The 22,490-nt window shown below is 64.5% G+C and carries 20 protein-coding genes; 10 read left to right on the top strand and 10 right to left on the bottom strand.

The features are described 5' to 3' along the window. Positions 1 to 52: 52 nt before the first annotated feature. Positions 53 to 319, bottom strand: coding sequence for a hypothetical protein (locus N826_RS08280; RefSeq protein ID WP_044427594.1), 267 nt, complete (start codon positions 317 to 319; stop codon positions 53 to 55). Beyond that, the gene (locus N826_RS08275; protein WP_044427593.1) at positions 316 to 666 is read right to left on the bottom strand and encodes an Mpo1-like protein; all 351 of its coding nucleotides are present in this window, start codon (positions 664 to 666) and stop codon (positions 316 to 318) included. The genes N826_RS08280 and N826_RS08275 overlap by 4 nt, the downstream gene beginning before the upstream one ends. 165 nt (positions 667 to 831) lie before the next feature. Between N826_RS08275 and N826_RS08270 the strand changes: the two genes are divergently transcribed. Beyond that, positions 832 to 1,851, top strand: coding sequence for an aspartate-semialdehyde dehydrogenase (locus N826_RS08270; protein WP_044427591.1), 1,020 nt, complete (start codon positions 832 to 834; stop codon positions 1,849 to 1,851). 58 nt (positions 1,852 to 1,909) lie between these two features. Here the strand turns inward: N826_RS08270 and pdxY are convergent, their stop codons facing one another. After that, positions 1,910 to 2,767 carry a pyridoxal kinase PdxY gene (gene pdxY, locus N826_RS08265; protein ID WP_044427589.1) on the bottom strand — a complete coding sequence of 286 codons (858 nt, stop codon included), beginning with the start codon at positions 2,765 to 2,767 and terminating at the stop codon, positions 1,910 to 1,912. A gap of 69 nt (positions 2,768 to 2,836) precedes the next feature. Further along, the gene (locus N826_RS08260) at positions 2,837 to 4,144 is read right to left on the bottom strand and encodes a GGDEF domain-containing response regulator (protein ID WP_052830927.1); all 1,308 of its coding nucleotides are present in this window, start codon (positions 4,142 to 4,144) and stop codon (positions 2,837 to 2,839) included. 291 nt (positions 4,145 to 4,435) lie between these two features. Between N826_RS08260 and N826_RS08255 the strand changes: the two genes are divergently transcribed. Then, complete coding sequence (locus tag N826_RS08255) at positions 4,436 to 5,323, top strand: HpcH/HpaI aldolase/citrate lyase family protein (protein ID WP_044427587.1); 888 nt, start codon at positions 4,436 to 4,438, stop codon at positions 5,321 to 5,323. Between the two features lie 57 nt (positions 5,324 to 5,380). Beyond that, positions 5,381 to 6,439 carry a MaoC family dehydratase gene (locus tag N826_RS08250; RefSeq protein WP_044427585.1) on the top strand — a complete coding sequence of 353 codons (1,059 nt, stop codon included), beginning with the start codon at positions 5,381 to 5,383 and terminating at the stop codon, positions 6,437 to 6,439. Between the two features lie 30 nt (positions 6,440 to 6,469). Here the strand turns inward: N826_RS08250 and N826_RS08245 are convergent, their stop codons facing one another. The 3 genes from N826_RS08245 to N826_RS08235 form a co-directional block, all read right to left on the bottom strand. Then, positions 6,470 to 7,369 carry a transglycosylase SLT domain-containing protein gene (locus N826_RS08245; RefSeq protein ID WP_044427583.1) on the bottom strand — a complete coding sequence of 300 codons (900 nt, stop codon included), beginning with the start codon at positions 7,367 to 7,369 and terminating at the stop codon, positions 6,470 to 6,472. Positions 7,370 to 7,569: 200 nt separating this feature from the next. Then, on the bottom strand, positions 7,570 to 8,721 hold the full coding sequence (locus N826_RS08240; protein ID WP_044427582.1) for an NAD(P)/FAD-dependent oxidoreductase: 1,152 nt from the start codon (positions 8,719 to 8,721) through the stop codon (positions 7,570 to 7,572). Positions 8,722 to 9,156: 435 nt separating this feature from the next. After that, positions 9,157 to 9,567, bottom strand: coding sequence for a hypothetical protein (locus N826_RS08235; protein WP_044427581.1), 411 nt, complete (start codon positions 9,565 to 9,567; stop codon positions 9,157 to 9,159). 510 nt (positions 9,568 to 10,077) lie between these two features. Between N826_RS08235 and N826_RS08230 the strand changes: the two genes are divergently transcribed. Beyond that, on the top strand, positions 10,078 to 10,515 hold the full coding sequence (locus tag N826_RS08230; RefSeq protein WP_147040624.1) for a hypothetical protein: 438 nt from the start codon (positions 10,078 to 10,080) through the stop codon (positions 10,513 to 10,515). Between the two features lie 40 nt (positions 10,516 to 10,555). Here N826_RS08230 and N826_RS08225 read toward each other — a convergent pair whose 3' ends face one another. Continuing rightward, on the bottom strand, positions 10,556 to 12,493 hold the full coding sequence (locus N826_RS08225; RefSeq protein ID WP_044427579.1) for a YjbH domain-containing protein: 1,938 nt from the start codon (positions 12,491 to 12,493) through the stop codon (positions 10,556 to 10,558). Between the two features lie 157 nt (positions 12,494 to 12,650). Next, positions 12,651 to 13,916 (bottom strand): pentapeptide repeat-containing protein, encoded by a 1,266-nt coding sequence (locus N826_RS08220; RefSeq protein WP_244619576.1) that lies wholly within the window; start codon positions 13,914 to 13,916, stop codon positions 12,651 to 12,653. A 261-nt stretch (positions 13,917 to 14,177) separates the two neighbouring features. On the opposite strand from N826_RS08220, the gene N826_RS08215 reads away from it, so the two are divergent. The 6 genes from N826_RS08215 (at position 14,178) to N826_RS08190 (ending at position 21,565) form a co-directional block, all read left to right on the top strand. Next, the gene (locus N826_RS08215) at positions 14,178 to 15,872 is read left to right on the top strand and encodes a L,D-transpeptidase family protein (protein ID WP_052830926.1); all 1,695 of its coding nucleotides are present in this window, start codon (positions 14,178 to 14,180) and stop codon (positions 15,870 to 15,872) included. Positions 15,873 to 16,138: 266 nt separating this feature from the next. Next, entirely contained in the window at positions 16,139 to 16,699 is a 561-nt protein-coding gene (gene mepK, locus N826_RS08210; protein WP_147040626.1) for a peptidoglycan L,D-endopeptidase MepK, read from the top strand. A 585-nt stretch (positions 16,700 to 17,284) separates the two neighbouring features. Next, complete coding sequence (locus N826_RS08205; protein WP_063772225.1) at positions 17,285 to 18,322, top strand: polysaccharide deacetylase family protein; 1,038 nt, start codon at positions 17,285 to 17,287, stop codon at positions 18,320 to 18,322. Positions 18,323 to 18,384: 62 nt separating this feature from the next. Next, entirely contained in the window at positions 18,385 to 20,127 is a 1,743-nt protein-coding gene (locus N826_RS08200; protein ID WP_052830925.1) for a tetratricopeptide repeat protein, read from the top strand. Further along, positions 20,124 to 21,026, top strand: a complete 903-nt coding sequence (locus N826_RS08195; protein WP_044427575.1) for a 4-(cytidine 5'-diphospho)-2-C-methyl-D-erythritol kinase — start codon at positions 20,124 to 20,126, stop codon at positions 21,024 to 21,026. Before N826_RS08200 ends, N826_RS08195 begins: the two co-directional genes overlap by 4 nt. Positions 21,027 to 21,133: 107 nt before the next feature. Beyond that, positions 21,134 to 21,565: a flagellar basal body-associated FliL family protein gene (locus tag N826_RS08190; RefSeq protein ID WP_044427574.1), complete on the top strand. Its 432-nt coding sequence runs from the start codon at positions 21,134 to 21,136 to the stop codon at positions 21,563 to 21,565. 81 nt (positions 21,566 to 21,646) lie between these two features. Here the strand turns inward: N826_RS08190 and N826_RS08185 are convergent, their stop codons facing one another. After that, positions 21,647 to 22,456, bottom strand: coding sequence for a MetQ/NlpA family ABC transporter substrate-binding protein (locus N826_RS08185; RefSeq protein ID WP_044427572.1), 810 nt, complete (start codon positions 22,454 to 22,456; stop codon positions 21,647 to 21,649). Positions 22,457 to 22,490: the final 34 nt, after the last annotated feature.

Genomic DNA, 22,490 nt, shown 5'->3' with positions numbered 1-22,490 from the left:
CGTCAGGTCCGGCGGGCTTTTTCGGTATCAGCGTTTCTATATCGTCAGACTTCTATTGCGGAAACCGCCGGCTGTTCTCGACCAGCAGCACGTACAATTCCTTGATGAAGTCCTGTTGCTTGAGCCGGCCGAAGGGCAGATTATCGCAGGCGAAGTCGACCAGACCGTCGGATGCCTTGTTCGGCACGATCTCGTAGCCGGCCTTGCGGAGCGCGGTGATAACCGCCATGGCCTGCTTCATGTAGTCCTCGTTGAAAAAGGACTTGTCGGCTTTCTGGATCGCCTCGGCGATGGTCTCCTGCAATGAAGTGCTGCTCACGCCGGCTCCGCTTTGGATGGGTTGATGCCGTGACGGCGCAGTTCCGCATCAAGGCGGCCCGTCACGAAGAGGAAGAACATACGGAAATCGCTGACCAGGGACCATAGCGGATACGTAAAGGTCGCCGGGCGGTTGCGCTCTATCAGCATGTGGCTGATCCAGGCGAAGGCATAGCCGGAGACGACGGCGGCAAGGACGAACCAGGGGTTAAGCGTCGCCACCGCGGCCAGAAGCAGGGCCAAGGCCAGCGCCGTGCCCGTGTAATGCCATGCTCTGGTACCGGGTCTGGCATGTTCGGCGAGGTAGTAAGGCCAGAACTCCTCATAGGTCCCGTACTTGCGCGCCATTTTGTCCTCCCTGAATTGTCATGTAAGGTATGGCTTGATCTTGCAAACGGGCCGGGATCGGAATAATTCAATGGGCTTTGCCGGATGGTCATGGGGACCATCCAAAAACATACCTGCGCCATGGCAAGAAGTATGGCGGCAGCAGAGAAAAAGCAGGAACGCATCATGGGCTACAGAATCGCGGTAATCGGCGCCACCGGGAATGTCGGGCGTGAAATCCTGACTACCTTGGCCGAGCGCAAATTCCCCGTCGACGAGGTGGTGGCCCTGGCGTCCGAGAAATCCGTCGGTAAGCAGGTCTCCTTCGGCGAGGACCAGATCCTCGACGTGCAGGATCTGGCGAAGTTCGATTTCCGGGGCTGGGACATCGCCTTGTCGTCCCCCGGCGGCAAGGTGTCGGCCGAGTACTCGCCCAAGGCGGCTGCGGCCGGCTGCGTCGTGATCGACAACACGTCCCATTTCCGCATGGACCCCGACGTGCCGCTGGTCGTGCCGGAAGTGAACCCCGAAGCCATCGCCGGCTATACCAAGCGCCGCATCATCGCCAACCCCAACTGCTCGACTATCCAGATGGTCGTGGCGCTGAAGCCGTTGCACGATCTGGCGAAGATCAAGCGCGTCGTCGTGTCCACGTACCAGTCGGTGTCGGGTGCGGGGCGCGACGCGATGGACGAGCTGTTCAACCAGACCCGCGCCGTCTACGTCAACGATCCGATCGAGAAGAAGAAGTTCGCCAAGCAGATCGCCTTCAACGTGATTCCCCAAATCGACGTCTTCATGGATGACGGCTCGACCAAGGAAGAGTGGAAGATGGTGGTCGAGACCAAGAAGATCCTCGATCCGAAGATCCTGGTGACCGCCACCTGCGTCCGCGTGCCGGTGTTCATCAGCCACTCCGAATCGGTCAACATCGAGTTCGAGCGGCCGATCAGCGCCGACGAAGCCCGTGAAGCGCTGCGCGCCGCTCCCGGCGTCAACGTGATCGATCATCTGGCCGAGGAAGGCTTCGTCACCCCGGTCGAAACGGCCGGCGACGATCCGGTCTTCGTGTCCCGCATCCGCGAGGACATCTCGGTCGAGAACGGCCTGAACATGTGGGTGGTCGCCGACAATCTGCGGAAGGGCGCGGCACTCAACGCCGTGCAGATCGCCGAAGTGCTGGCCCGCGATTACTTGAAGAAGTAATCGGCGGAGCCAAGGATAAAGGGCGCGGCCCCATGCCGGGACCGCGCCCTTTCTTCATCTATACTTTCCTGACTTCGAAAGTCCGCTGCGGAGCGACCAGTTCGTCCTGCGCCGCGATGAGCTGAAGCTCTCGCGTGCCGGCCTTCAGCGTGGCCGAGAACACCGCGTAGATCGCCGCCGCCGCATGCCCCAGCGCCTTCGCCGGGTCGCCGGTCTCCAGGTACTTCGCCAGGAACACGGCCGCCACGCAGTCGCCGGCGCCGTTGGGCGGCGGGTCGAGCGGCAGGCGAGGAGTCGCCACCAGGAACGCACCGTCCGGCGTGTCCAGCAGCATCTCGATCGAATCGGCGGGAGCTTCATCACGCGTCAGGCTGGTCAGCAGCACCAGCTTCGGCCCCATCGCCCGCACCGCCTTCGCCGCGGCCAAGGCGTCCGCCAGCGAATGGACTTCCCGCCCGGTCAGAAATTCCAGCTCGAACTGGTTCGGCGTGATGATGTCGGCCGCCGGAACCGCCTCCGCCCGCATGAAGGCGCGGATATCCTCGTTGACGAAGAAGCCCCGTCCGACATCGCCCATGACGGGGTCGCAGCAATAGACCGCTTCCGGCTTGGCGGCGCGCACCCGCCGGACCGTCTCGACGATGACCTGCCCCAGTGCTGCTCCGCCCATATAGCCCGAGAGCACGGCATCGCAGCTTTCCAGCGCGCCGCGCGCGGCGATGCCGTCGATGACCTCCGCGATATGGGCCGGCTGGAAGACCTGACCGGTCCACGATCCATAGCCGGTATGGTTCGAGAACTGGACGGTGTTGACCGCCATCGCATCGTAGCCGAGGCGCTGGAGCGGAAATACGGCCGCACGATTGCCGACATAACCGAAGGCGACGTGGGACTGGATCGAGAGTATCTTTTTCATGGTGGCGTCAACGGTGCCACAACGGGATGCCGCTTGCAGCAAACTTGTGGCGGAAACCGGCGGGATTCCTCAGGCCCGCACCACACGGTTGCGCCCCTGGGCCTTGGCCTCGTACAGGGCACGGTCGGCCCGCGCCAGGGGCTGCTCGATGCGCGCCTCCTCCGGAGAGCACTCGGCGACGCCGATGCTGACCTTGAAGCCGAAAACCGCTGCCGCCGTATCGGAATCGCAGCGGATATCGGCGATCGCCCGCCTGATCCGGTCCGCCACCAGCATCGCCTCGTCTCCGACGGTTTCCGGCAGGACGATGGTGAACTCCTCGCCTCCCATGCGCCCGACCATGTCGATCTCCCGCAGCAGCCCGACGCAAGTCGCGGCGAGGGCGCACAGGGCATGGTCGCCGCAGGCATGGCCATAGGTGTCGTTGATCCGCTTGAAGTGATCGATGTCCAGCGTCATCAGGCTGAAAGGACTTCCGAAGCGCTGAAGGCGCAACAACTCCCGCTCCGCCCGCTCGATCAGGTGGCGCCGGTTGGCAAGGCCCGTCAGGGGATCGGTCGTCGCGAGCAGCCGCAACTCCGCCTCCGTCCGCTTGCGGTCGGTGATATCCCGGATCATGGCGGTGAACAGCGGTCCGTCCGGTCCCTCCGACCGGGAAAGCGAGACCTCCACCGGAAAGACGTTGCCGTCGCGGTGCAGGCCGCTCACCTCCGGACGGTCCACCATGGTCCGCGATTCGACGCCCTCCCGGAAGAAGCCGACGAACTGATCCGCATGGGCGGCGCGCAGGGGTTCGGGAATCAGGAGCGACAGGGGCTGACCGACGATCTCGTCCACCCGATAGCCGAACATCCGTTCCGCCGCCGGGTTGAACAGCACGATCCGCTGCCTGACATCGACCGACACGATCGCATCGTGCGCCAGATCCAGCACACCCTTCAGCCGCTCCTCCGACGCTTTCAAGCGTTCTTCCAGATGGCTGCGGGCGATGGCGTGGCGGACCGCCCGTTCGATCATGGCGCTCTCGAAGTCGCCCTTGATCAGGAAGTCCTGGACGCCCGCTTCGACCGCGGCGAGCGCCATCTCGTTATCGGCGAAACCGGTCAGGACGATCAGCGGGAGGGCCGGTGCCGCCTTTCGGATAGCGGCAATGGTGGCGAAGCCCTGACTGTCCGGCAGAACGATGTCGAGCAGAATGACATCGAAACGATAGTCCTTCAGGGAGCGCAGGGCGCCGGACAGTGTGCCGACCGTGGTCACCTCGAAGCGGGGAATCCGGTCACCGAGCACGTATGCCACCAGAGCGGCATCGCGGGGGTTGTCCTCGACAAGCAGTACCGTGATGGCCTGAACAGGTTTCCCGCGAGTATTGAACATTTGAGTATTCGCCGACCTCGCTACAGCGGCTTTCCGCGACGAGCGCCGACGATCCCTGGTGCCGTGATCAAGCAATGATCATAGGGCAGAGCGAAACAGGATTGCCAACCACACCTTGCAGCCGCCACGCGTCATAGTGCAGCACCGGACCCGCCAACCGCTTTGTCGCGCATTGCTTCTCCATCCATCCCCATGTCCCCGATTGCTCCCTGCCGCACCTGCGCTGTAAGGTCCCGGCCAACGAATTCAGGTTCAGACCCGATCCAAGTTTAGAAAAAAGGGAGTCCGCGCATGGCCATGACTGTCCGCCCCCGTCGCAGTGTCCTTTACATGCCGGGTTCCAACCCGCGCGCCATGGAGAAGGGCAAGACCTTGCAGGCGGATGGCCTGATCCTGGACCTGGAGGACGCGGTGGCGCCCGACGCCAAGGCGCAGGCGCGCACCCAGATCGGCGACGCGATCGCGGGCGGCGGCTATGGCAAGCGCGAACTGATCGTCCGCACCAACGGTCTGAACACCGCCTGGGGCTACGAGGACCTCGTGTTCGCCGCCACATCGGGCGCCGACGCTGTGCTGCTGCCCAAGGTCGAATCGGCCGATCTGGTGCGACAGGCGGAGCAGGTCCTGGTGGCGTCGGGCGCTCCGGCCGGTCTCAAGATCTGGTGCATGATGGAAACTCCGCTGGCGATGCTGAACGCCAAGGAGATCGCAGGCGCCTCGCCCCGGCTTGGCGCCTTCGTGATGGGTACCTCCGACCTCGCCAAGGACCTCCACGCCGCCCACACGCGCGACCGGCTGCCGATGATCACCAGCCTGGGCCTGTGCCTGCTGGCGGCCCGCGCCTATGGTCTTGCCATCCTTGATGGCGTCTATCTCGACCTCAACGACGACGAAGGCTTCGCGGCCTCCTGCCGGCAGGGCGTCGAGCTTGGCTTCGACGGCAAGACCCTGATCCACCCGAAGACGCTGGCGGCCACCAACGCGGCCTTCGGTCCCTCGACGGACGAGGTGGCGCATTCCCGCCGAATCATCGACGCCTTCCAGGCCGCTGTCGCCGAGGGCAAGGGCGTGGTGCTGGTCGACGGCAAGCTGGTCGAGAACCTGCACGTCGAAAACGCCCGCCGGCTGGTGGCCTTGGCCGAAGCGATCGAAGCCCTGGAAGCCGAAGCGGCCGCCTGAGCAGATATTTGGACTGAGCAGACATTCAGATAGAAAACGTTCGGAGCGAGCAGGGCAATGACCAAGACCAACCCCGGCAATTATTTCGAAGATTTCAAGCTGGGCCAGGAGATCGTCCACGCGACCCCGCGCACGGTGACCGAGGGCGACATGGCGCTCTATGTGGCCCTGACCGGCTCGCGCTTTCCCCTGCATTCGGCCGATACCTTCGCCCAGGACCTTGGGTACGAGGGAGCCACGATCGACGATGTGCTGGCCTTCCACGTCGTCTTCGGCAAGACCGTGCCCGACATCTCGCTCAACGCCGTCGCCAATCTCGGCTATGCGGCCGGTCGCTTCGGCGAGCCGGTCTATCCCGGCGACACCCTGTCGTCGGTTTCCGAGGTGATCGGGCTGAAGGAGAATTCCAACGGCAAGACCGGCACCGTCTATGTCCGCTCGATAGGCGTCAACCAGCGCGGCGAGATGGTGCTGGACTACTGCCGCTGGGTGATGGTCAGGAAGCGTGACGAATCGGCCCCGGCGCCCGAGGCGGTGGTGCCCGACCTGCCGGACGCCGTGCCGGTGAGCGACCTGATCGTCCCGGCCGGCGCCGGTTTCGCCACCTACGACACGGTCGCCGCCGGTTCGCCCCACCTGTGGGACGACTACAGCGCCGGCGAGAAGATCGACCATGTCGACGGCATGACGATCGAAGAGTCGGAGCACGCCATGGCGACCCGGCTGTACCAGAACACGGCGCGCGTCCACTTCAACCAGCACACGGAGAAGGAAGGCCGCTTCGGCCGCCGCCTGATCTATGGCGGGCACATCATCAGCATCGCGCGGGCGCTCAGCTTCAACGGTCTCGCCAATGCGGTACGCGTGGCTGCCATCAACGGCGGGCGTCACGTCGCCCCGACCTTCGCCGGCGACACGATCTATGCCTGGACCGAGATCCTGGAGAAGCAGGAGATCCCCGACCGGCGCGACATCGGCGCCCTGCGCCTGCGGACCATCGCGGTCAAGGACCGTGCCTGCGCCGACTTCCCCAATGTCGGGGCGGACGGCAAGACGGACCCGTCCGTCGTACTCGACCTCGACTACACCGTGCTGGTTCCGCGCCGGGTCGGCTGATCGTCATGAGGCAGGGTCGGGGAAGCGGGCTCAGTCGAGTTCCGCGACTTCGGCCCTGTTGAACACTTCGGACGCTTTGGCAATCTTTGGTTGGAACGGGTGGCGCTTGCGCGGATAGACCGAGTTCAGGCGCTTCACGTAGGTTTCCGTTTCCTTGTAGGGCGGAACGCCGCGATACCGCTCGACGGCGCCTTCTCCGGCATTGTAGGCGGCCGCGACCAGCGATACGTCGCCCTGGAAATAGGCCAGCAGCCAGCGCAGGTAGCGCATGCCGCCGCGCATATTGTCCTTGGCGTCGAACGGGTCCTTGACGCCGAACCGCTCGGCGGTATCCGGGATCAGCTGCATCAATCCCTGTGCATTGCGGGGAGAGACGGCATCGGTCCGGTAGTTGGACTCGATCTGCATGATGGCGAGTACGAAATTAGGATCGAGCCCGAAGTCGGGAGCCATGCCGCGCACCATCTTCTCGATCTGCGCCGGCGGCATCAGGGCCACGCCGGGAGTCGGAGCAAGCGCGCTGACGATATAGCAACCCGGTGCCGGAAGGTCTTTCAGGCTGACCGCTTTCGGCATCATTTCCCTGGCTTCGGGGTGGCCCAGCTCGATCGCGCGGCGGAACCAGGACGCCGCCATCGGTTCGCTGCGGCTCACCCCCTTGCCGGACAGAAACAGGGACCCGATCTTGTAGGCCGCCACCGGATGGCCTTTGGCAGCGGCCTTGCAGTAGAGGTCGAAAGCCTTGGAGCTGTCGGGCTTCGTGCCGATTCCCGCTTCAAGGCGTCGCGCCAGTTCGAACTGGGCTCGCGTGCTGCCGGACTGGGCTAACGTTTCAAGCGCAAGTACTGTTTTGTCGGGTGTTTCGGCGTTGGCCTGAATTGGTGCGAAGCAGAGACCGATAATGATTAATGATTGTCGGATTGCCTGCATCACCAAACGACTTTCTTCTTATGAAAACTGACTTGTCTGAAGTAACACAGGGAAGCTGGAGCCCCAAGCCTACCTTTAGGCTATGCGATGGCCCATGAGGTTCCCGAAATCATCCGTCGGCGTTCTCCACCGCCACACCTATCGATTGTCACGAGGTGCAAATCGATAAACCGTTCGGCGGTGGAGATCATCGCGGCGGCTTACAGGACCGGAACCGCTTCGCGCTCGAGCAGCGCCGATTCGGACAAGGCCGCGATGGCCAGCGACGCCGTGATCCCGGGAGATTCGATGCCGTAAAGGTTCAGCAGTCCGGGTATGCCGTGGTCGCGCGGACCCTGGATCATGAAGTCGGCGTCGGGCACCCCGGCCGGAACCAGCTTCGGCCTGATGCCGGCATAGCCGGGCTGAAGCGCGTTGTCCGGAAGGCCGGGCCAATAGCGCCGGATGGCGCCGTAGAACTTGTCGGCCCGGCGGATATCGACGTCGTAGTTCATCCGCTCGATCCACTCGACATCCGGCCCGAAGCGGGCTTGACCCGCCAGGTCGAGCGTCAAGTGGACGCCCAGACCGCCCGGTTCCGGCACCGGGTAAATCAGCCGGCTGAAGGGCGCCCGCTTCGCCAGCGAGAAGTAGTTCCCCTTGGCATAATGGATCGGCGGAATGCTCGAGGCCGGAATGCCCTCGATCAGGTGAGCGATGTCCTGGGCATACAGGCCGCCGGCATTGACGACTGATTTGGCGAGCAGCCGGAACGGCTCCGGCCCGCCCGTTTCGACTATGATGCCGTCTTCCGTGACCTTGCCGCCGGTAACAGGGCTGTTGAACGCGACCATGCCGCCATGGTCCTCCATTTCGCCCTGGTAGGCCAGCATCAGGCCATGGGTATCGACGATGCCGCTGGAAGGAGACACGAGTGCGCCGACGGTGGTCAGATCCGGCTCCAGCACGGCGACATCGGCGGCGCTGATCCGGGTCAGGTCCATCACCCCGTTCGCCTGGGCCTTGGCCACGATCTCGTCCAGCTTGGGCAACTGGCTCTCGTCGGTCGCGACCAGCAGCTTGCCGCAGCGCTTGTGCGGCACGCCGCGTTCGGCGCAGTACTGGTAGAGCAGGTCGCGGCCCTGGACGCACATCCGTGCCTTCAGGCTGCCCTTGGGATAGTAGATGCCGGCATGGACGACTTCGCTGTTGCGCGAACTGGTGCCGCTGCCGATGCAATCGGTCGATTCCAGCAGGATCACGTCGCGGCCCGCCGCCGCCAATTGGCGGGCGACCGCAAGCCCGATCACGCCGGCTCCGATCACCACGCAGTCGACCCGTTCCAGGGCCTGGTTCGGCTGTGTGTCGCTCATAATCACCTGACTGGTCGATGAATCTTCCGGCCGGCGACAAAGGACCGGACCGGCACACCTCAAATTGTGCAGCCGACACTATGCGTCGTCGGCGGGGCGTCAGTCCACAGCCACAAAGAAAGCGCGGTGACGCAAAGAAAGAAGGCGGCGTCCCCTTGGAGGGACGCCGCCTTGCAGGTGCGAGGCTAACATCGAGAGGCTTTGGGATAGAACAGAAGGCCCAAACCCCATTTCGTCCGGGCCCAGCGCCGACCTGTCATAAACACAATGGGGTTGTGGCGCCCGTCAGACCCCATCGTCCGTGCTACATCGAAGGCAAATCACTTCCCGGCGAAGCAATCACCCATGTTGCCGGATAGCAATTCAGCAAACATCGAAGTTAGTGCCGGTTCAACACTGCAAAACGTGTCTGCGTTCCCTTGTTAATCCTTAATTTCACCGATGACGGCCAGCTCCGTTTTTTGAACCCGCTCCACTCTTCGGTGGACGGCCGGGCTTGTTCGTGCTGCCCGTCCAGGTCGTCCAACCACGTCCGGCACCGGAAGCGCCCTTGCGCGGCGAGACGGCGGCAACCGCCGGTGGCTTCGCCGAGGAAGCGGCGGCGGCCGGCTTCGGCTTGCTTTGGGTGAGAGGCTTGGGACGAGCGACGGGACGCGGCGGCGTTCCAGCCTTCTTGACCGGCCGTGCCTGCTCCTGCGCCATCGGCTGGGTGCAGGATAGAAGGCCATGATACGCGGTCTGGAACAGCGCCGGAAAAGCGTCGAACGTCTCGTTGTGGCAGCGCGCGTATGACAAGGCGATCTGGGTCGCCATCCGATGAAGATCGGCGCGGTCGCTGGTGTTCATTGCTGGGGGCTCCTCAATGTCCGCCCGGACAGGGAGATCCTGCCCATACGGCGGATTAAACGCCGCCAGTGCTTCAGTGTTCCCGGATACGCTCGCTGAAATTGCGGAAACTTTGCGGGTCTTGGCCGGGACTTTGGCGACAGTGCCATCTTATCATGGTTAACGTGGTCGAATCCCAAATTATAAAGAAAGTATTAATAGGTTAAGTATTCAGTATGGAGGCCTCGGTAAGCCGATCGACCCGTTGACTTCCGAAGATTGAGGTTGCCTGGCCCATGCTTCAGGCGGAACCTTGCGGAAGCCCGGTTTCCTGCCGGTCTTGAATTTCCCGGTGATGACCGTCACGGACAAGGACCGGTCGGTGTGACAATGCTCGCTCGGTCCTGGATTCAACACCGAAACATGCCAAAATACCATCAGGCAGCGTTCGGACCATGCGGCCGGTCGAGAAAGACCGGGAAGAATGGCCCTCGCGAAAGAGGGCCGACTATGTCGGAAGAGGATTCCATCATGAAGAAAATCGCTGTGTTCACCTTCGCTCCGCTACTGGCTCTTGCCGTCGCCGCCACGTCGTCCTTGGCTTTCGCTCAAACGAGCGGGACGGGAGCGACCGGTGGCGTGACGTCGCCCAACCGCCAGATGCAGCCGGGATCGATGGTGGTTCAGGCGCAGCCTCCGATGGCACCGCTCGCGGGTGCATCAAGCGGTACGCAACTCAGTGTCGAACAGGGACAGCCCGATATTTCCAACCGCAAGGGCAAGGACCAGCGGGACATGGAGCTTGTGCAGACCAGCCTTCTCAACCGGTTCGGCGGCATGGGCTTTGCGGAGATGCGGAACTTCCGCAAGATCGGCGCGAACTATGCCGCCGAAGTCCGCACCGTCGAAGGTGTCTGGATGAATATCCTGGTCGATCCCGCTACCGGTGCCGTGACCGTTCAACAGTAAGGCTTCAGCGGTGCCGGGACGGGGCGGCGGCGGCCTGGGTTCATTCCAGCAGACGGTTCCAGCTTCCCATTACCCGACCGACGCCGGCGGCTCCCGTGATGTCGTATAGTTGCAGGGACTGGTCGACTCTTTGGCCGGCGTCCCGCCCTAGGCTGCGTGTCGCGATCTCCGGGGCCAGGGCGCGGCCGACCACCGGCAGTGGGCCGATCGGGATCCGGACGGATATGCCATGGTCGAGGTTTCGACCCCCCGCATTGGTCAGGGTGGCATAGGCGCCGATCCGGACGCCACCATCGAACAGCCGTGTCAGTTCGATGGTGGAGCCCAGATCCCCGGCCAGATAACGCCCGGCGCGGAGGGTGCCCTGGATCAGCCCGTCGCTGCTTTCGTACCGGAGGCTGCCGTGCAGGGTGGCGTACAATCCCGGCTCGACATAGAGCAGGTTGCCGGGTACCCGTTTCATCACGAGGTCGCCGTCGGCGCCGACGGCCCAGCGGGCGCCGAAGGGACGGTATAGAACCTCGCCCTCCACACCGCTGAACATCTCGTCCATCTGACCTGCGGACAGCCGGGTATGCCAATCGGTGAACGGGTTCCACAGCCATCCCATGTAAAGATGGTCCACCGTGGCGGGGACGGCGGCGTAGCGGCCGACATCGCTGCGGACCACCGGCAGGCGGGGATCGGGAGCCCCAAGCCGGCCTTCCAGATTATCGGACAGATTGAACCGCAAGCCGGTGCCGCTTACCAGTCCACTTGGTCCGGCACTGAAGGTCGCGAAGTCGAGCGTCGCCCGGTAGGCATGGAAGCCGTTTCTTCCATTGAGAGACTGTTCCAGCCGGGGCGTGATCCTGCCTTGCCACCTGTCGGCGGCGGGACCGGGGGCACCGCCGGCCGATGCGGCCGGCTCAAGCTCCGTGGTCCGCCAGATCTCCGCCGGGGAACCGGCATGGCGGTCCGCCCGCTCCAGGTCGGCGCGGAGGAACGATACCGCAGTACCGGCCAGTTCCGCAGGCCCAAGCACGACCGTCAGACGTTCGGCCTTGGCGGGAGCGCGCGCCGCCATGATCCTTGCTATCCGGCCCGCGGTTCGGGCTGGAGGACCCGGGGGTACGCTGTCGAGCCAGACGGTTGCCTGGGCGTCCTCTATCCGGACGGCTTGAACCGGCATCCCCGCCGAGCGCAGAGCGGTCTCTATCCGGCGCGCGGCATCGCGGGCAATGCCGCGCGACGGTCGCGGTCCGATTTTCGACGGCGGCGATTTTACCGGCGATCCGCTGTCGAGCCGTCCGGCATCGAGCTTTACCGCTGCCCTCACCATTGCGGCATGCCCCTGTTCGATCCCCGCTCCGGCCTCGATCCAGGGCAGGGGGCGCCAGACCACACCGACATTGACCGGGAACGGCGCCGGAAGGTCGGCATAGCGCGACCGTTCGGCATGGAACCGGTCGCCGGTATACTCCAGCTTGAAGGAAAAGCCATCCAGGAGGCCGTCGTCCGGCATGTGGACCTCTACCCCGCCGATCAGGGAGACGTCGTGGCCCAGGAATCCGCCCTGGGAAAATCGGCCCCATCCGGCTCCCAGCGTCCAGTCCGTGTCGTACCAGCGCCGGCTCATCAGCAGATATCGGCTTCCCAGCCCCCGGCTGTCGAACAGGCCCCGGACACCGGCCGAGACTTCCGGCCAATGCGGTCCTTCACGCAGGAGGCGGAGCTTCAGGTCGACACCGCCGGCAAACTCCGTCTCGTCGGATCCCGCATAGGCATCGCCGCTCTGCCGAATGGTGACCTCGACATCCGGCACGGCCTGGAAGGTCAGGAAGGCGTGGCGGTACAGAGGCGTCCAGGTGAAACCCGCCGCCAGCGTATCGGCATCGAACATCCGGGCGGTCGGCACCTGGAGCAGACCGGCGCCGCCGAAATCGCTGAAGGTCGGTTCGGCCTGCGAAGCGCCGGAGAACGCCAGCAGTAACCCCATTCCGGCCACGGCTCGCCGAATCCGATGAGTATACGCCAATATGAATGACACGCGGATCTAGAGGATTCGACCTGATCGATATCCGCATTTGGGGCGCAACTGAATACGGGTGCAACCGGCACAATGTCGCGCCTGGAGGATCCGGGCTCCGATGACCTCAGCGCTGGTAGAGCCGTGCGGGCAGGCGGGCGCCGGTCAGATCGGCGCCATCCAGGTCGGCGAATTCCAGGTTGGCTTCGCTGAGGTTGGCGGAAGCCAATTGGGTCCCGGCGAGATGGGCGTGGCGAAGATCGGCGCCGAGCAGGGTGGTCGCCCAGATCCGTCCCGTCGGTTTGCCGTTGGCGTCGAGGATCTGGGCCGGGCAGAGCAGGGCGTCGTGCAGGTCGGCGTTGATCAGCTTGGCATAGCTGAGATCGGCGCCCGAGAGATCGGCACCGCTCAGGTTGGCGCCTTCCAGGTCGGCGCCGGACATGTCGGCCATGATCAGCTTGGTTCCCGCGAGCAGGGCCTTGACCAGCGAGGCGCCGCGCAAGGTGGCGCCGCTCAGGTTGACGTTGCGCAGGTCGACCCGGTTGAGGTCGGCGCCGTCGAGGTCGGCCCTGGCGCCCCGTCCGCCACCGCTCTCGATCCAGCGCTCATGGTTGTTGATGACGCGCTGAAGCTCCAGGCCGAGAGTGTCCAGCAGCTTCGTGAAATGTGCGCCGGTCAGGTCGGCGCGGCTGAAGTCGCAGCCCGACAATCGTGTGCCGACGAGGTCGGCATTGTGGAAACGCGTACCGACGAGGTCGGCTCCCGTCAGGTCCGCGCCGCACAGGCGGCAATCCGACAGGTTCGTATTGGTCAGGACCGCATGGCACAAATCGGCGTTCTGGAGATTGCAGCCGGTCAGATCCGCCTCGGTCAGGTCGGCGCAGCGCAAGCCGGCCGAAGTCAGGTCGGTGCGGGAGCAGACACCAGCGGGCATTTGCCGGTCCCGGTGCGGAGACCGGTTCGCCGGAGGAGGGCCGTCCCGATCCGGACCCGGATGGCGCGGCATCGGGATGACGTTGAGCCTAGGTGCCCGGGGCATCGTCGCGAGGTTCAGCGGTCTGCCGTCGAGCGGAGCGACAAGGGTGCCTTCCCTCAGGTCGGCGCCTCGCAGCTGGGCACCCGTGCAATCCGCGGAATGGAGCCGGGCACCCCGCAGGTCGGACCCGGACAGGTCGGCCTGCCTCAAGTCGCAGTTCCGAAGATCGACGCAGAAGAGATCGGCGCCGGCCAGTCTGGCGCCTGCAAGATGGGCGCGGGCCATTTTGGCGCCGGCGAGCCTTGCCCAGCGGAGATCGACCTTCGCGAGGTCCAGTCCTTCGAGATTGGCGAGGGACAGATTGGCGCATGCTCCGCCCGCGAGCCCTCTGACCCAGCGAGAATGCTTGTCCAACACGTCCTGTAGAAGTTCAGGCGTCATTGTCTTCCGTCGGGGAGCATCTGTGCCGGGAGGACAAGCGGGTGGCGACTATTGCTCCAAATCCATGATGCAGCGCATTCCTTACGGAAGATTAAACCGGTATTGCATTTATCGATTCGCGTGCCGGCGCGGTGTGAAGCGGCCCCGCGGCCACAGTCTGGGACAATTTTGGAACAAACTCTACTACCACTTCATTTAGGTGTATGATTGATCCGAAAGCATGGTGGTGGGTCCCCAATGAGAAGCCTGTTCCGCAATCTGTTGATCGTCGCGGCGCTCGCCGGTGGCCCGTCGGGCGTCATTCCCGCTCTGGCGCAGGAGGATCCGGCCTACGCACCGGTGCTCTCGCCGGAGACGGAAACCGATGTCGCGATCGCCCGTCGGCTGAGCCGGAACGGCGCGCTCACGATCGAGGGACAACGCCTGCGCAACCTGGATGCGCTGAGGCGCTTCTATGCGGAGCGCGGGTTCGATCCGGTCTGGACCGGCGCGTCCGGTATCGTCATCGCTGCCGACGGTTTGGTCGCCCTGCTGCGGGCCTCCGACCAGGAAGGGCTCAACCCGCTGCATTATCACGCCGACGCCATCGAGAGGCGGATGGGTTCTGGCGATGTGGGCGTGCAGGCGGAACTGGACCTGCTGATCGCGGATGCGGTCATGGAATATGCGTCCGACCTGCGTGCCGGCCGTCTGGCTCCGCGCTCGATAGCGCCCGAACTGGCCGCGGTGCCGCCTCGGGTCGATGCGGTCGAGATCGCCAAGCGGGCACGGGACGAGACCAATCTTGCGGCCTTCCTTGCCGGCTTCACGCCGCCGCATCCCCAGTATGCGGCACTCCGCGACGCTCTCCGCCGTTACCGGGCCCTGGCATCCGGCGGCGGCTGGCCGGCGGCCGGGCAGGGACCGGTCCTGAAGCCGGGTATGCAGGACGCGAGCGTGCCGGCCTTGCGGAGGCGACTTGCGGCAACGGGCGACTACACCGGCACTGCCAAGGACATGGCGTCGCCGGTCTACGACGCGGTCCTCCAGACGGCGGTCAAGCGGTTCCAGTCCTACAACGGCCAGACGCCCGACGGCGTGGTGGGGGAATCGACGCGCGCGGCGCTCAATGTCCCGGCCGCCGAGCGGGTCAACCAGATCGTCGCCAACATGGAGCGCTGGCGCTGGCTGCCGGACGACCTTGGCGAGCGGCACGTCATCGTGAACATTCCCGGCTATTCGCTGAGGGCGCTGGACAAGGGGCAGGTGGCACTGCGCATGCCGGTCATCGTCGGCTCGGTCGAGCGGCCGACGCCCGTGTTCAGCCACCGCATATCCCATCTGGTCTTCAACCCGACCTGGACGATCCCGCCGACTGTCGCGCGCAACGACATGCTGCCCAAACTGCTGCGCAACCCGGGATATCTCAAGGAACACGATATCAAGCTGTTCGAAAGCTGGGCGGCCGGCGCCCGCCAGATCGATTCGCGTTCGGTGAACTGGCGCGAAGTGGGGTCGAGGATCACCCGGTACCGCATGCGCCAAGACCCCGGCCCCAAGAACTCCCTTGGACGGATCAAGTACATGTTCCCCAATGATTTCGACGTGTACTTGCATGATACGCCGGCCCGGGACAAGTTCGCCCAGGTCGAACGCAGCCTGTCGTCCGGATGCGTGCGGGTCGGCGACCCGGCTGCTCTCACCGCGTTCCTGATGGAGGGAATGGATGATTGGCCGGTGGAGCGCAGATCCCAGGTACTCGATACCGGAGAGACGAAAACGGTATGGCTGCGGCAATCGGTCCCGGTCCATCTTACGTACCAGACGGTCTACTTCGACGATGCCGGCAAGATCCACTTCCTGGAGGATATCTACGGCCGCGACACTGCCTTCGTTACCGCCCTTGCCAAGCGGTTGCCGGGCCAGCAGGCGGTGGCGCAGATCGACGGCTGAGGCACTCCAAAGGGCAGGGCGCTGGGGTTGGCCAGCTCCCATGCTCAAAAATGTCACTCCCGGCCGATCAGGAATCCAGCGACTTCAGTGCCTTCTCCCGTGTATGTAAACCTTTGCTTAACCTGCCCTGGCAATGCTCGGACCGGTATTGATCCGGCGGGGCGTCATTTTCGAATTGCCCACGGGTCATATTGGGAATGCGGGTACTTCGTCGCTGGGGGAGCCATATGCAGAATGAACGCGAAAAGACCTTTCATGCGCCTGGAATGGGTCGGCGTTCGTTTCTGAGGTCAGGCGCTGCGGCGGTTGCGACCGCGGCGGTCACGGCGGCGGCAGGAACCCTACTTACATCTCGCGAGGCCGAGGCTGCCAACAGGATCGCACCTCCCCGTCAGATCTCGCTCCTCAACACCCACACGAGCGAACGGCTGACCGCGGAATACTGGTCGCGCGGACGATATCAGCGGGATGCATTGCGGGCGATCAACAAACTGCTGCGAGACCATAGGACCGATACCGTATACCCCATCGATCCCGAGTTGCTGGATACCGTTCACGCGCTCCAGGCGCGGATCGGAACCAAGACTCCGCTTCACGTCATCTCGGGCTATCGCTCTCCCGAATCCAATGAATTCCTGCGGGAGGTCGGAAGCGGAGTCGCCCGCAGCAGCTTCCACATGCGCGGAATGGCGATCGACATCCGGGCACCCGGAATGGACACCCGCATGATCCATCGCGCGGCCTTGCGGCTGCGGGCCGGCGGCGTCGGGTATTATCCCCAGAGCGACTTCGTCCACATGGATGTGGGGCCGATCCGTACTTGGTGATCGGTACCAGGACCTAAGGGATTACGGATCGACGGATCGTCCGGTCGCTCTCCGCCCGTGCGATCCGCCATCAAAGGCCCTGAAGCTTGACCGGTGGGTTCCGGCAGAGGTGCCGGGCCTCGTCAGCCCGACACCTTACGTTCCAGACGGGTCAACCAAACCGGTCAAGCTTGACGGCCGCCGGTACTGCGGCACCCCTGCGATTCCGGTTCCAAGTCCCCGGGGAGGTGGCCACGTCACTTTTGAGTGGCATAATACCTCTATCAGGCGATGCCTTGATCGTCCAGTTCCAGCGTAATCTCCCGGCGGCGATACCCGTCCGACCCTGTAAGACGGCGGTTTCCACCACTTGATAGGGGCGGGCGTTCGCCGCGGTGCACATCGGGAATAGCGAACGTACACGTCAATCGGGGTAAGCGATTTGCCTGGTGCGACCTCTCTGGTATGTACCCGTTGCCGCTTTATGTAAAAATATGGCAGGGACATTATTGAGCCCGTGAAAGTAAGTATAGTTGCGTTCAGATGAGGATGGTCACGTGGGGCGACGGTTCTCGGAATGTCGTTTTTTCTCCCAGGGGAAAGTCGTTGGGTAAATTCATCGTCACCATTGATACCGAAGGAGACGACATTTGGAACGGGCCACGTGAGATAACGACGCGAAATGCACTGTACCTCCCCCGTTTCCAGGAGCTTTGTGAGCGCTTCGACCTGAAGCCGACATATCTCGTCAACTATGAGATGGCGGTTTCACCTGCGTTCGTCGAGTTCGGCCGGGATGTCCTGGCACGCGGCCAGGGCGAGATCGGCATGCATCTTCATGCCTGGAACTCTCCTCCCATCACGGCGCTGACAGCCGACGACATCAGATACAAGCCATTCCTGATCGAGTATCCGGTCGAGGCGCTCCGCGCCAAGGTCGATTTCATGACCAAGCTGTTGCAGGACGTCTTCGCCAGTCCGATCACCAGCCACCGTGCCGGCCGCTGGGCGATGAACGAACAGTACGCCCGTACTCTGATCGAGTACGGCTATCTGACGGACTGTTCGGTCACGCCGTATGTCGATTGGCGAGGCACCTTGGGCAATCCGGTAGCATCCGGCGGCAGCGACTACCGCAACTTCCCGACCGAGCCTTATTTCATCGATCCGGATGATATCGGTCGTCCGGGCAACTCCTCTCTGCTGGAAGTGCCGATGACGGTTTCGAAGCGCTGCAATCCGGCGTTTCGTTCGGTCGCCCAGGCCCTTTTGTCGCGCTGCGGAGTGCCGCGCAACGTTCTGAGCCGGATGCTCCGCAACCAGTGGCTCCGGCCCAACGGCTTCAACGGCGCCGCGATGGTGGCGCAGGTGGAGGAGGCGGCTGCCGCCGGTGCATGCCATGTCGAGTTCATGCTGCACTCGTCGGAATTCATGCCTGCCGGCAGTCCGACCTTTCCCGATGCCGGATCGGTGGAGCGGCTGTACGACGATCTGGAGGCGCTTTTCGAACGCGGCAGCGCGCTCTTCGGCGGGGCGACGCTGGCGGAATTTCGCCATGCCTTCGAGCCGGCGCCTCGCGTCGCGGTCCAGGCGGAAACGGTGCGGGCCGGGGGCAACGTGGTTATTGATGGTTTAAGGAGTTGACCGCTAGGCTGCGCTTCCGCAAGAACGGCTGACCGGCTCAGCCGGGGCAGGATGGGTACGTCATGAAAAACCTCGTCATCGTTCTGAAGCGCAGTTTCGTGGTCGGGCTTATCGGCGGCGCCATGGGAACCGTCGGAGTGGCAGTTGCCCTCACTTCCGACCGCCCGATGCCCGCGGTCACGCTGGATGAACAGATCACCGCGACCGGCAGCTATCTTGCCGGCCGCCACGCCCAGCAGACCGACGACTGGCCGGCGGCGGCGGAGTTCATGGGACGCGCTTTCGCCAGCGATCCGCAGAATACCGGCCTGCTGCGCCGGATCTATCTGCTCCGCCTGGGTGACGGCAAGATGGCCGAGGCGGTGGATATCGCCCGTCAGGTATCGGCGGTGGAGCCGGGCAACCATCTGGCGCGGCTGCTGCTGGCGGCCGACGACGTCAACGCCGGCCGTTTCGAGGAAGCCGGCGCGCGGCTGGAATCCGGTTCAGAAGACGGTTTGGGCCGCTTGGTCGAACCGATGATGCGCGCCTGGATCGCCGTCGCCAAGGGAGACGCCGCAGGCGCCCAGGCTGCTCTCGCACCCCTGGAGAAGGCCCAGGGCTTCTCCATCCTCCATCACTTCCACGCCGGCCTGATAGCCGAGTATTCCGGTGACCCGGTGGCCGCCGAAAGCTGGTATCTCAAGTCGCTCGGGGCCGGAGCGCCCCTGCGTATCGTCCAGGCGGTCGGCGGCTTCTTCGAGCGCTCCGGCAAGACGGAGGAGGCCAAGGCCTTCTACGAGAGCTTCCGTGACACCAATCCGGACACGCTTCTGCTCCAGCCCGAAATGGACCGGCTGAGCCGTGGCGAGAAGCCGGCGCCGATCGTCGCCAGCCCGCGCGACGGCATGGCCGAGGCCTTGTTCGACATCGCCAGTGCCCTCAACCAGGAGGGAGCGGGCGACATGGCGCTGATGTACGGGCGTATCGCGCTTCATCTGCGCGGCGATCTGTCGCTGGCCCGCATGATGCTGGGCGACATCCTGGAACAGCGCGGCCTGCATGACGACGCGCTGGCGCAGTACGGCGACGTGAAGGGCGACGAGGCCCTGCGCTGGACCGCCCGCCTGCGCAGCGCCGCCGTGCTGGAGCGGATGAAGCGCGGAGAGGATGCGGTGAGCCTGCTCGTCGCGATGGCGGCCGAGCGCCCCGACCGCTCCGATGCCCTGGTCGAACTGGGTGACGTCCACCGGAGCGCCGAGCGCTACGAACAGGCGATAACCGCCTACAGCGATGCCCTGACCCGCATCGGCACGCTTCAGTCGCGCCACTGGATAATCCTGTATGCGCGCGCCATGACCTACGACAAGCTCAAGCGTTGGGAAGACGCCGAGCGCGACCTGATGCGCGCCAACGAGTTGAGCCCCGACCAGGCTTTCCTGCTCAATTATCTGGGATATTCCTGGATCGACCGCGGAATCAACCTGGAACGCGGCAAGGCGATGATCCAGCGCGCGGTGGAGTTGAAGCCGACCGACGGCTACATCATCGACAGCCTGGGCTGGGCGCTGTACCGGCTGGAGGACTTTCCCGGCGCCGTCGCCAACCTGGAGCGCGCGGTCGAGCTGAAGCCGCTCGACCCGACCATCAACGACCATCTCGGCGATGCCTATTGGCAGGTCGGCCGCGAAGCGGAGGCCCGCTTCCAGTGGCGCCGGGCGCTTCTCCACGCGGAGGAAAGCGAGTTGAAGGCGGCGATCGACGCCAAGCTGGCGAACGGCCTGCCCCGGAACCGGACCGCAGCCAGTCAGACGGCGCCCAGATGACCGTTTCCAGCGATCCAGGCACTGACGGCGTCATCACGGAGGAAGCGCCGGCGAAGCTGAACCTGTATCTGCACGTGCTTGGGCGGCGTCCCGACGGGTATCACGAGCTGGACAGCCTTGTCGCCTTCGCCGATGTCGCGGACACCATAGGCGTCCGTCCGGCCGACGGCCTGTCGCTGACCATCGACGGCCCCTTCGCCTCTTCCCTCGCGGCGGAGCCGGCTTCCGGCAACCTGGTGACCCGTGCAGCCCGTCTGCTGGCGGAGAGCGTCGGCCGCTCCGACCCGGCCGTCGCGATCACGCTGACCAAGCGGCTGCCCGTGGCGTCCGGCATCGGCGGCGGCTCGGCTGATGCCGCGGCGACCCTGCGGGCGCTGGCAAGGCTGTGGGGGCTTGGCGCCGACCATCCCTCGCTCGGCCCGCTGGCGGCCCGCCTTGGGGCCGACATCCCGGTCTGCCTGACCGGCAGGTCAGCATATTTCGGCGGGATCGGCGATATCGTCGATCCGGCGCCGCCTTTGCCGTCGTGTGCAGTGGTGCTCGTCAACCCCGGCATTCCGCTTTCGACACCGGCTGTATTCAAGGCACGCAGCGGGCCGTTCTCGACTGCCGCGCGTCTGTCCGGCGATAGGGCGCCGACGGATGCCGCCGGCTTCGCCGGCTTGCTGGCCAGCCGCCACAACGACCTGACGGCTCCCGCCCTGTCGCTGGTCCCGGAAATCGGCACCGTCCTGGAGGCGCTGTCATCGGCGCCGGGCTGTCTGCTCGCCCGCCTGTCGGGCAGCGGCGCGACCTGCTTCGCCCTTTTCGGCGACGAGGCGACCGCTCGCGCGGCGGCGGCGAAGATCAAGGCGGCTCAGCCGGACTGGTGGGTCGTTCCGGGCAAGCTGTCCGCCTGAGCGGTCAGGGTCATCGAATACCCATTTAGTGCAGGTTCGTTGTAGGTAGGGTCGATCGCGTGTATGGATAGCGCGTACGCCCTTTCCTCAAGACCACCGGTGACGCCTTGTTCCGTCGATACGCGATATTCCGGGTTGCCTGCCTATCCGCGCTTCTGCTGTTCGCCTTCGCTCCGGCCCGGGCTTCCGAGGGTGGAGCGGAGAAGAAGGAAGGCGCCGTATCGCTCAACGTCCCGATACCCAACCTGACGCTGCCGCTGACGCTCGAGGACAGCCGCGTGGTCGGTCGACTGGATCTGACGCTCCAGGTTCAGGCCGTCGATGCGGCGGCGGTCGGCAAGCTCGAAGAGCAGCTTCCGCGTATCCGGGACCTGCTGCTGACCCGCGTGAAGCTGGCGCCGATCCCCGGCACCAGCAACCTGTCGGCGGAAACCCTGACCGAGATGAAGGGCAGTATCCTCGACATCCTACAAGAGGTCCTCGGAGCAGGTGCCGTGGACGCGGTCTATATCCTGAAGGCCGTGACCCGGCGGACCTGACCCTGTGGACCCGGTCCAGAGGACCTCCGGTCCCGTGGATGTGGTCGAGCACGGCCTTCGGATCGGTGGATTTGCCCCGGCTTACCAGCCGGTGACGACGGCGCCCTTGAACTTCTCGGTAACGAACTGCTTGACCTCGGGCGAGTGGTAGGACTCGACAAGCTGCTTGACCCAGGGCTTGTCCTTGTCCACCTCGCGCACCGCGATGACGTTGGTATAGGGCGATTCGGCGCTTTCGCGGGCGATGGCATCGGTCAGCGGGTTGAGCCCCGACTCGATCGCGTAGTTGGTGTTGACCGCCGCCGCATCCACGTCGCCGAGCGAGCGGGGAAGCTGTGCCGCGTCCAGTTCGACGATGCGGAGCTTCTTGGGGTTCTCGGTGATGTCGATCGGGGTCGCCTTCAGCCCGGCCTCGGGGCTCAGCTTGATCAGGCCCTGGTCCTGAAGCAGGAGAAGCGCCCGGCCGCCGTTGGTCGGATCGTTCGGAACGGCGACCGAGGCGCCGTTGGACAGTTCGGAAAGGTTCTTCACCTTCTTCGAGTAGATCCCCATCGGGAAGACAACGGTCTTGCCGACCGACACCAGCTTGAGACCGCGATCCTGGACCTGATTGTCCAGATAGGGCTGGTGCTGGAAGGAGTTCGCTTCGATCTCGCCGGACGCCAATGCTGCGTTCGGGATCACGTAGTCGGTGAACTCGATGATCTTGATGTCGAGACCCTGCTTGGCGGCAATCGGTTTGACGGCATCGAGGATCTGGGCGTGCGGACCGGCCGAAACGCCGATCCGGATGGTCTCGGCGGAGGCTGCACCCGCCAGGGCGATCACGGCGACGCCGACCAGGGCGGCGCCGACGCGGCCTGCAAGGGTCTTGGCGGACAGGATATTCATGATGGTTGGTCTTCCTCTCAAGAGAGTGTTGCTA

This window comes from Skermanella aerolata KACC 11604, assembly GCF_000936425.1.
Taxonomy (GTDB): domain Bacteria; phylum Pseudomonadota; class Alphaproteobacteria; order Azospirillales; family Azospirillaceae; genus Skermanella; species Skermanella aerolata.
This window is presented reverse-complemented; position numbering and strand designations above follow the sequence as displayed.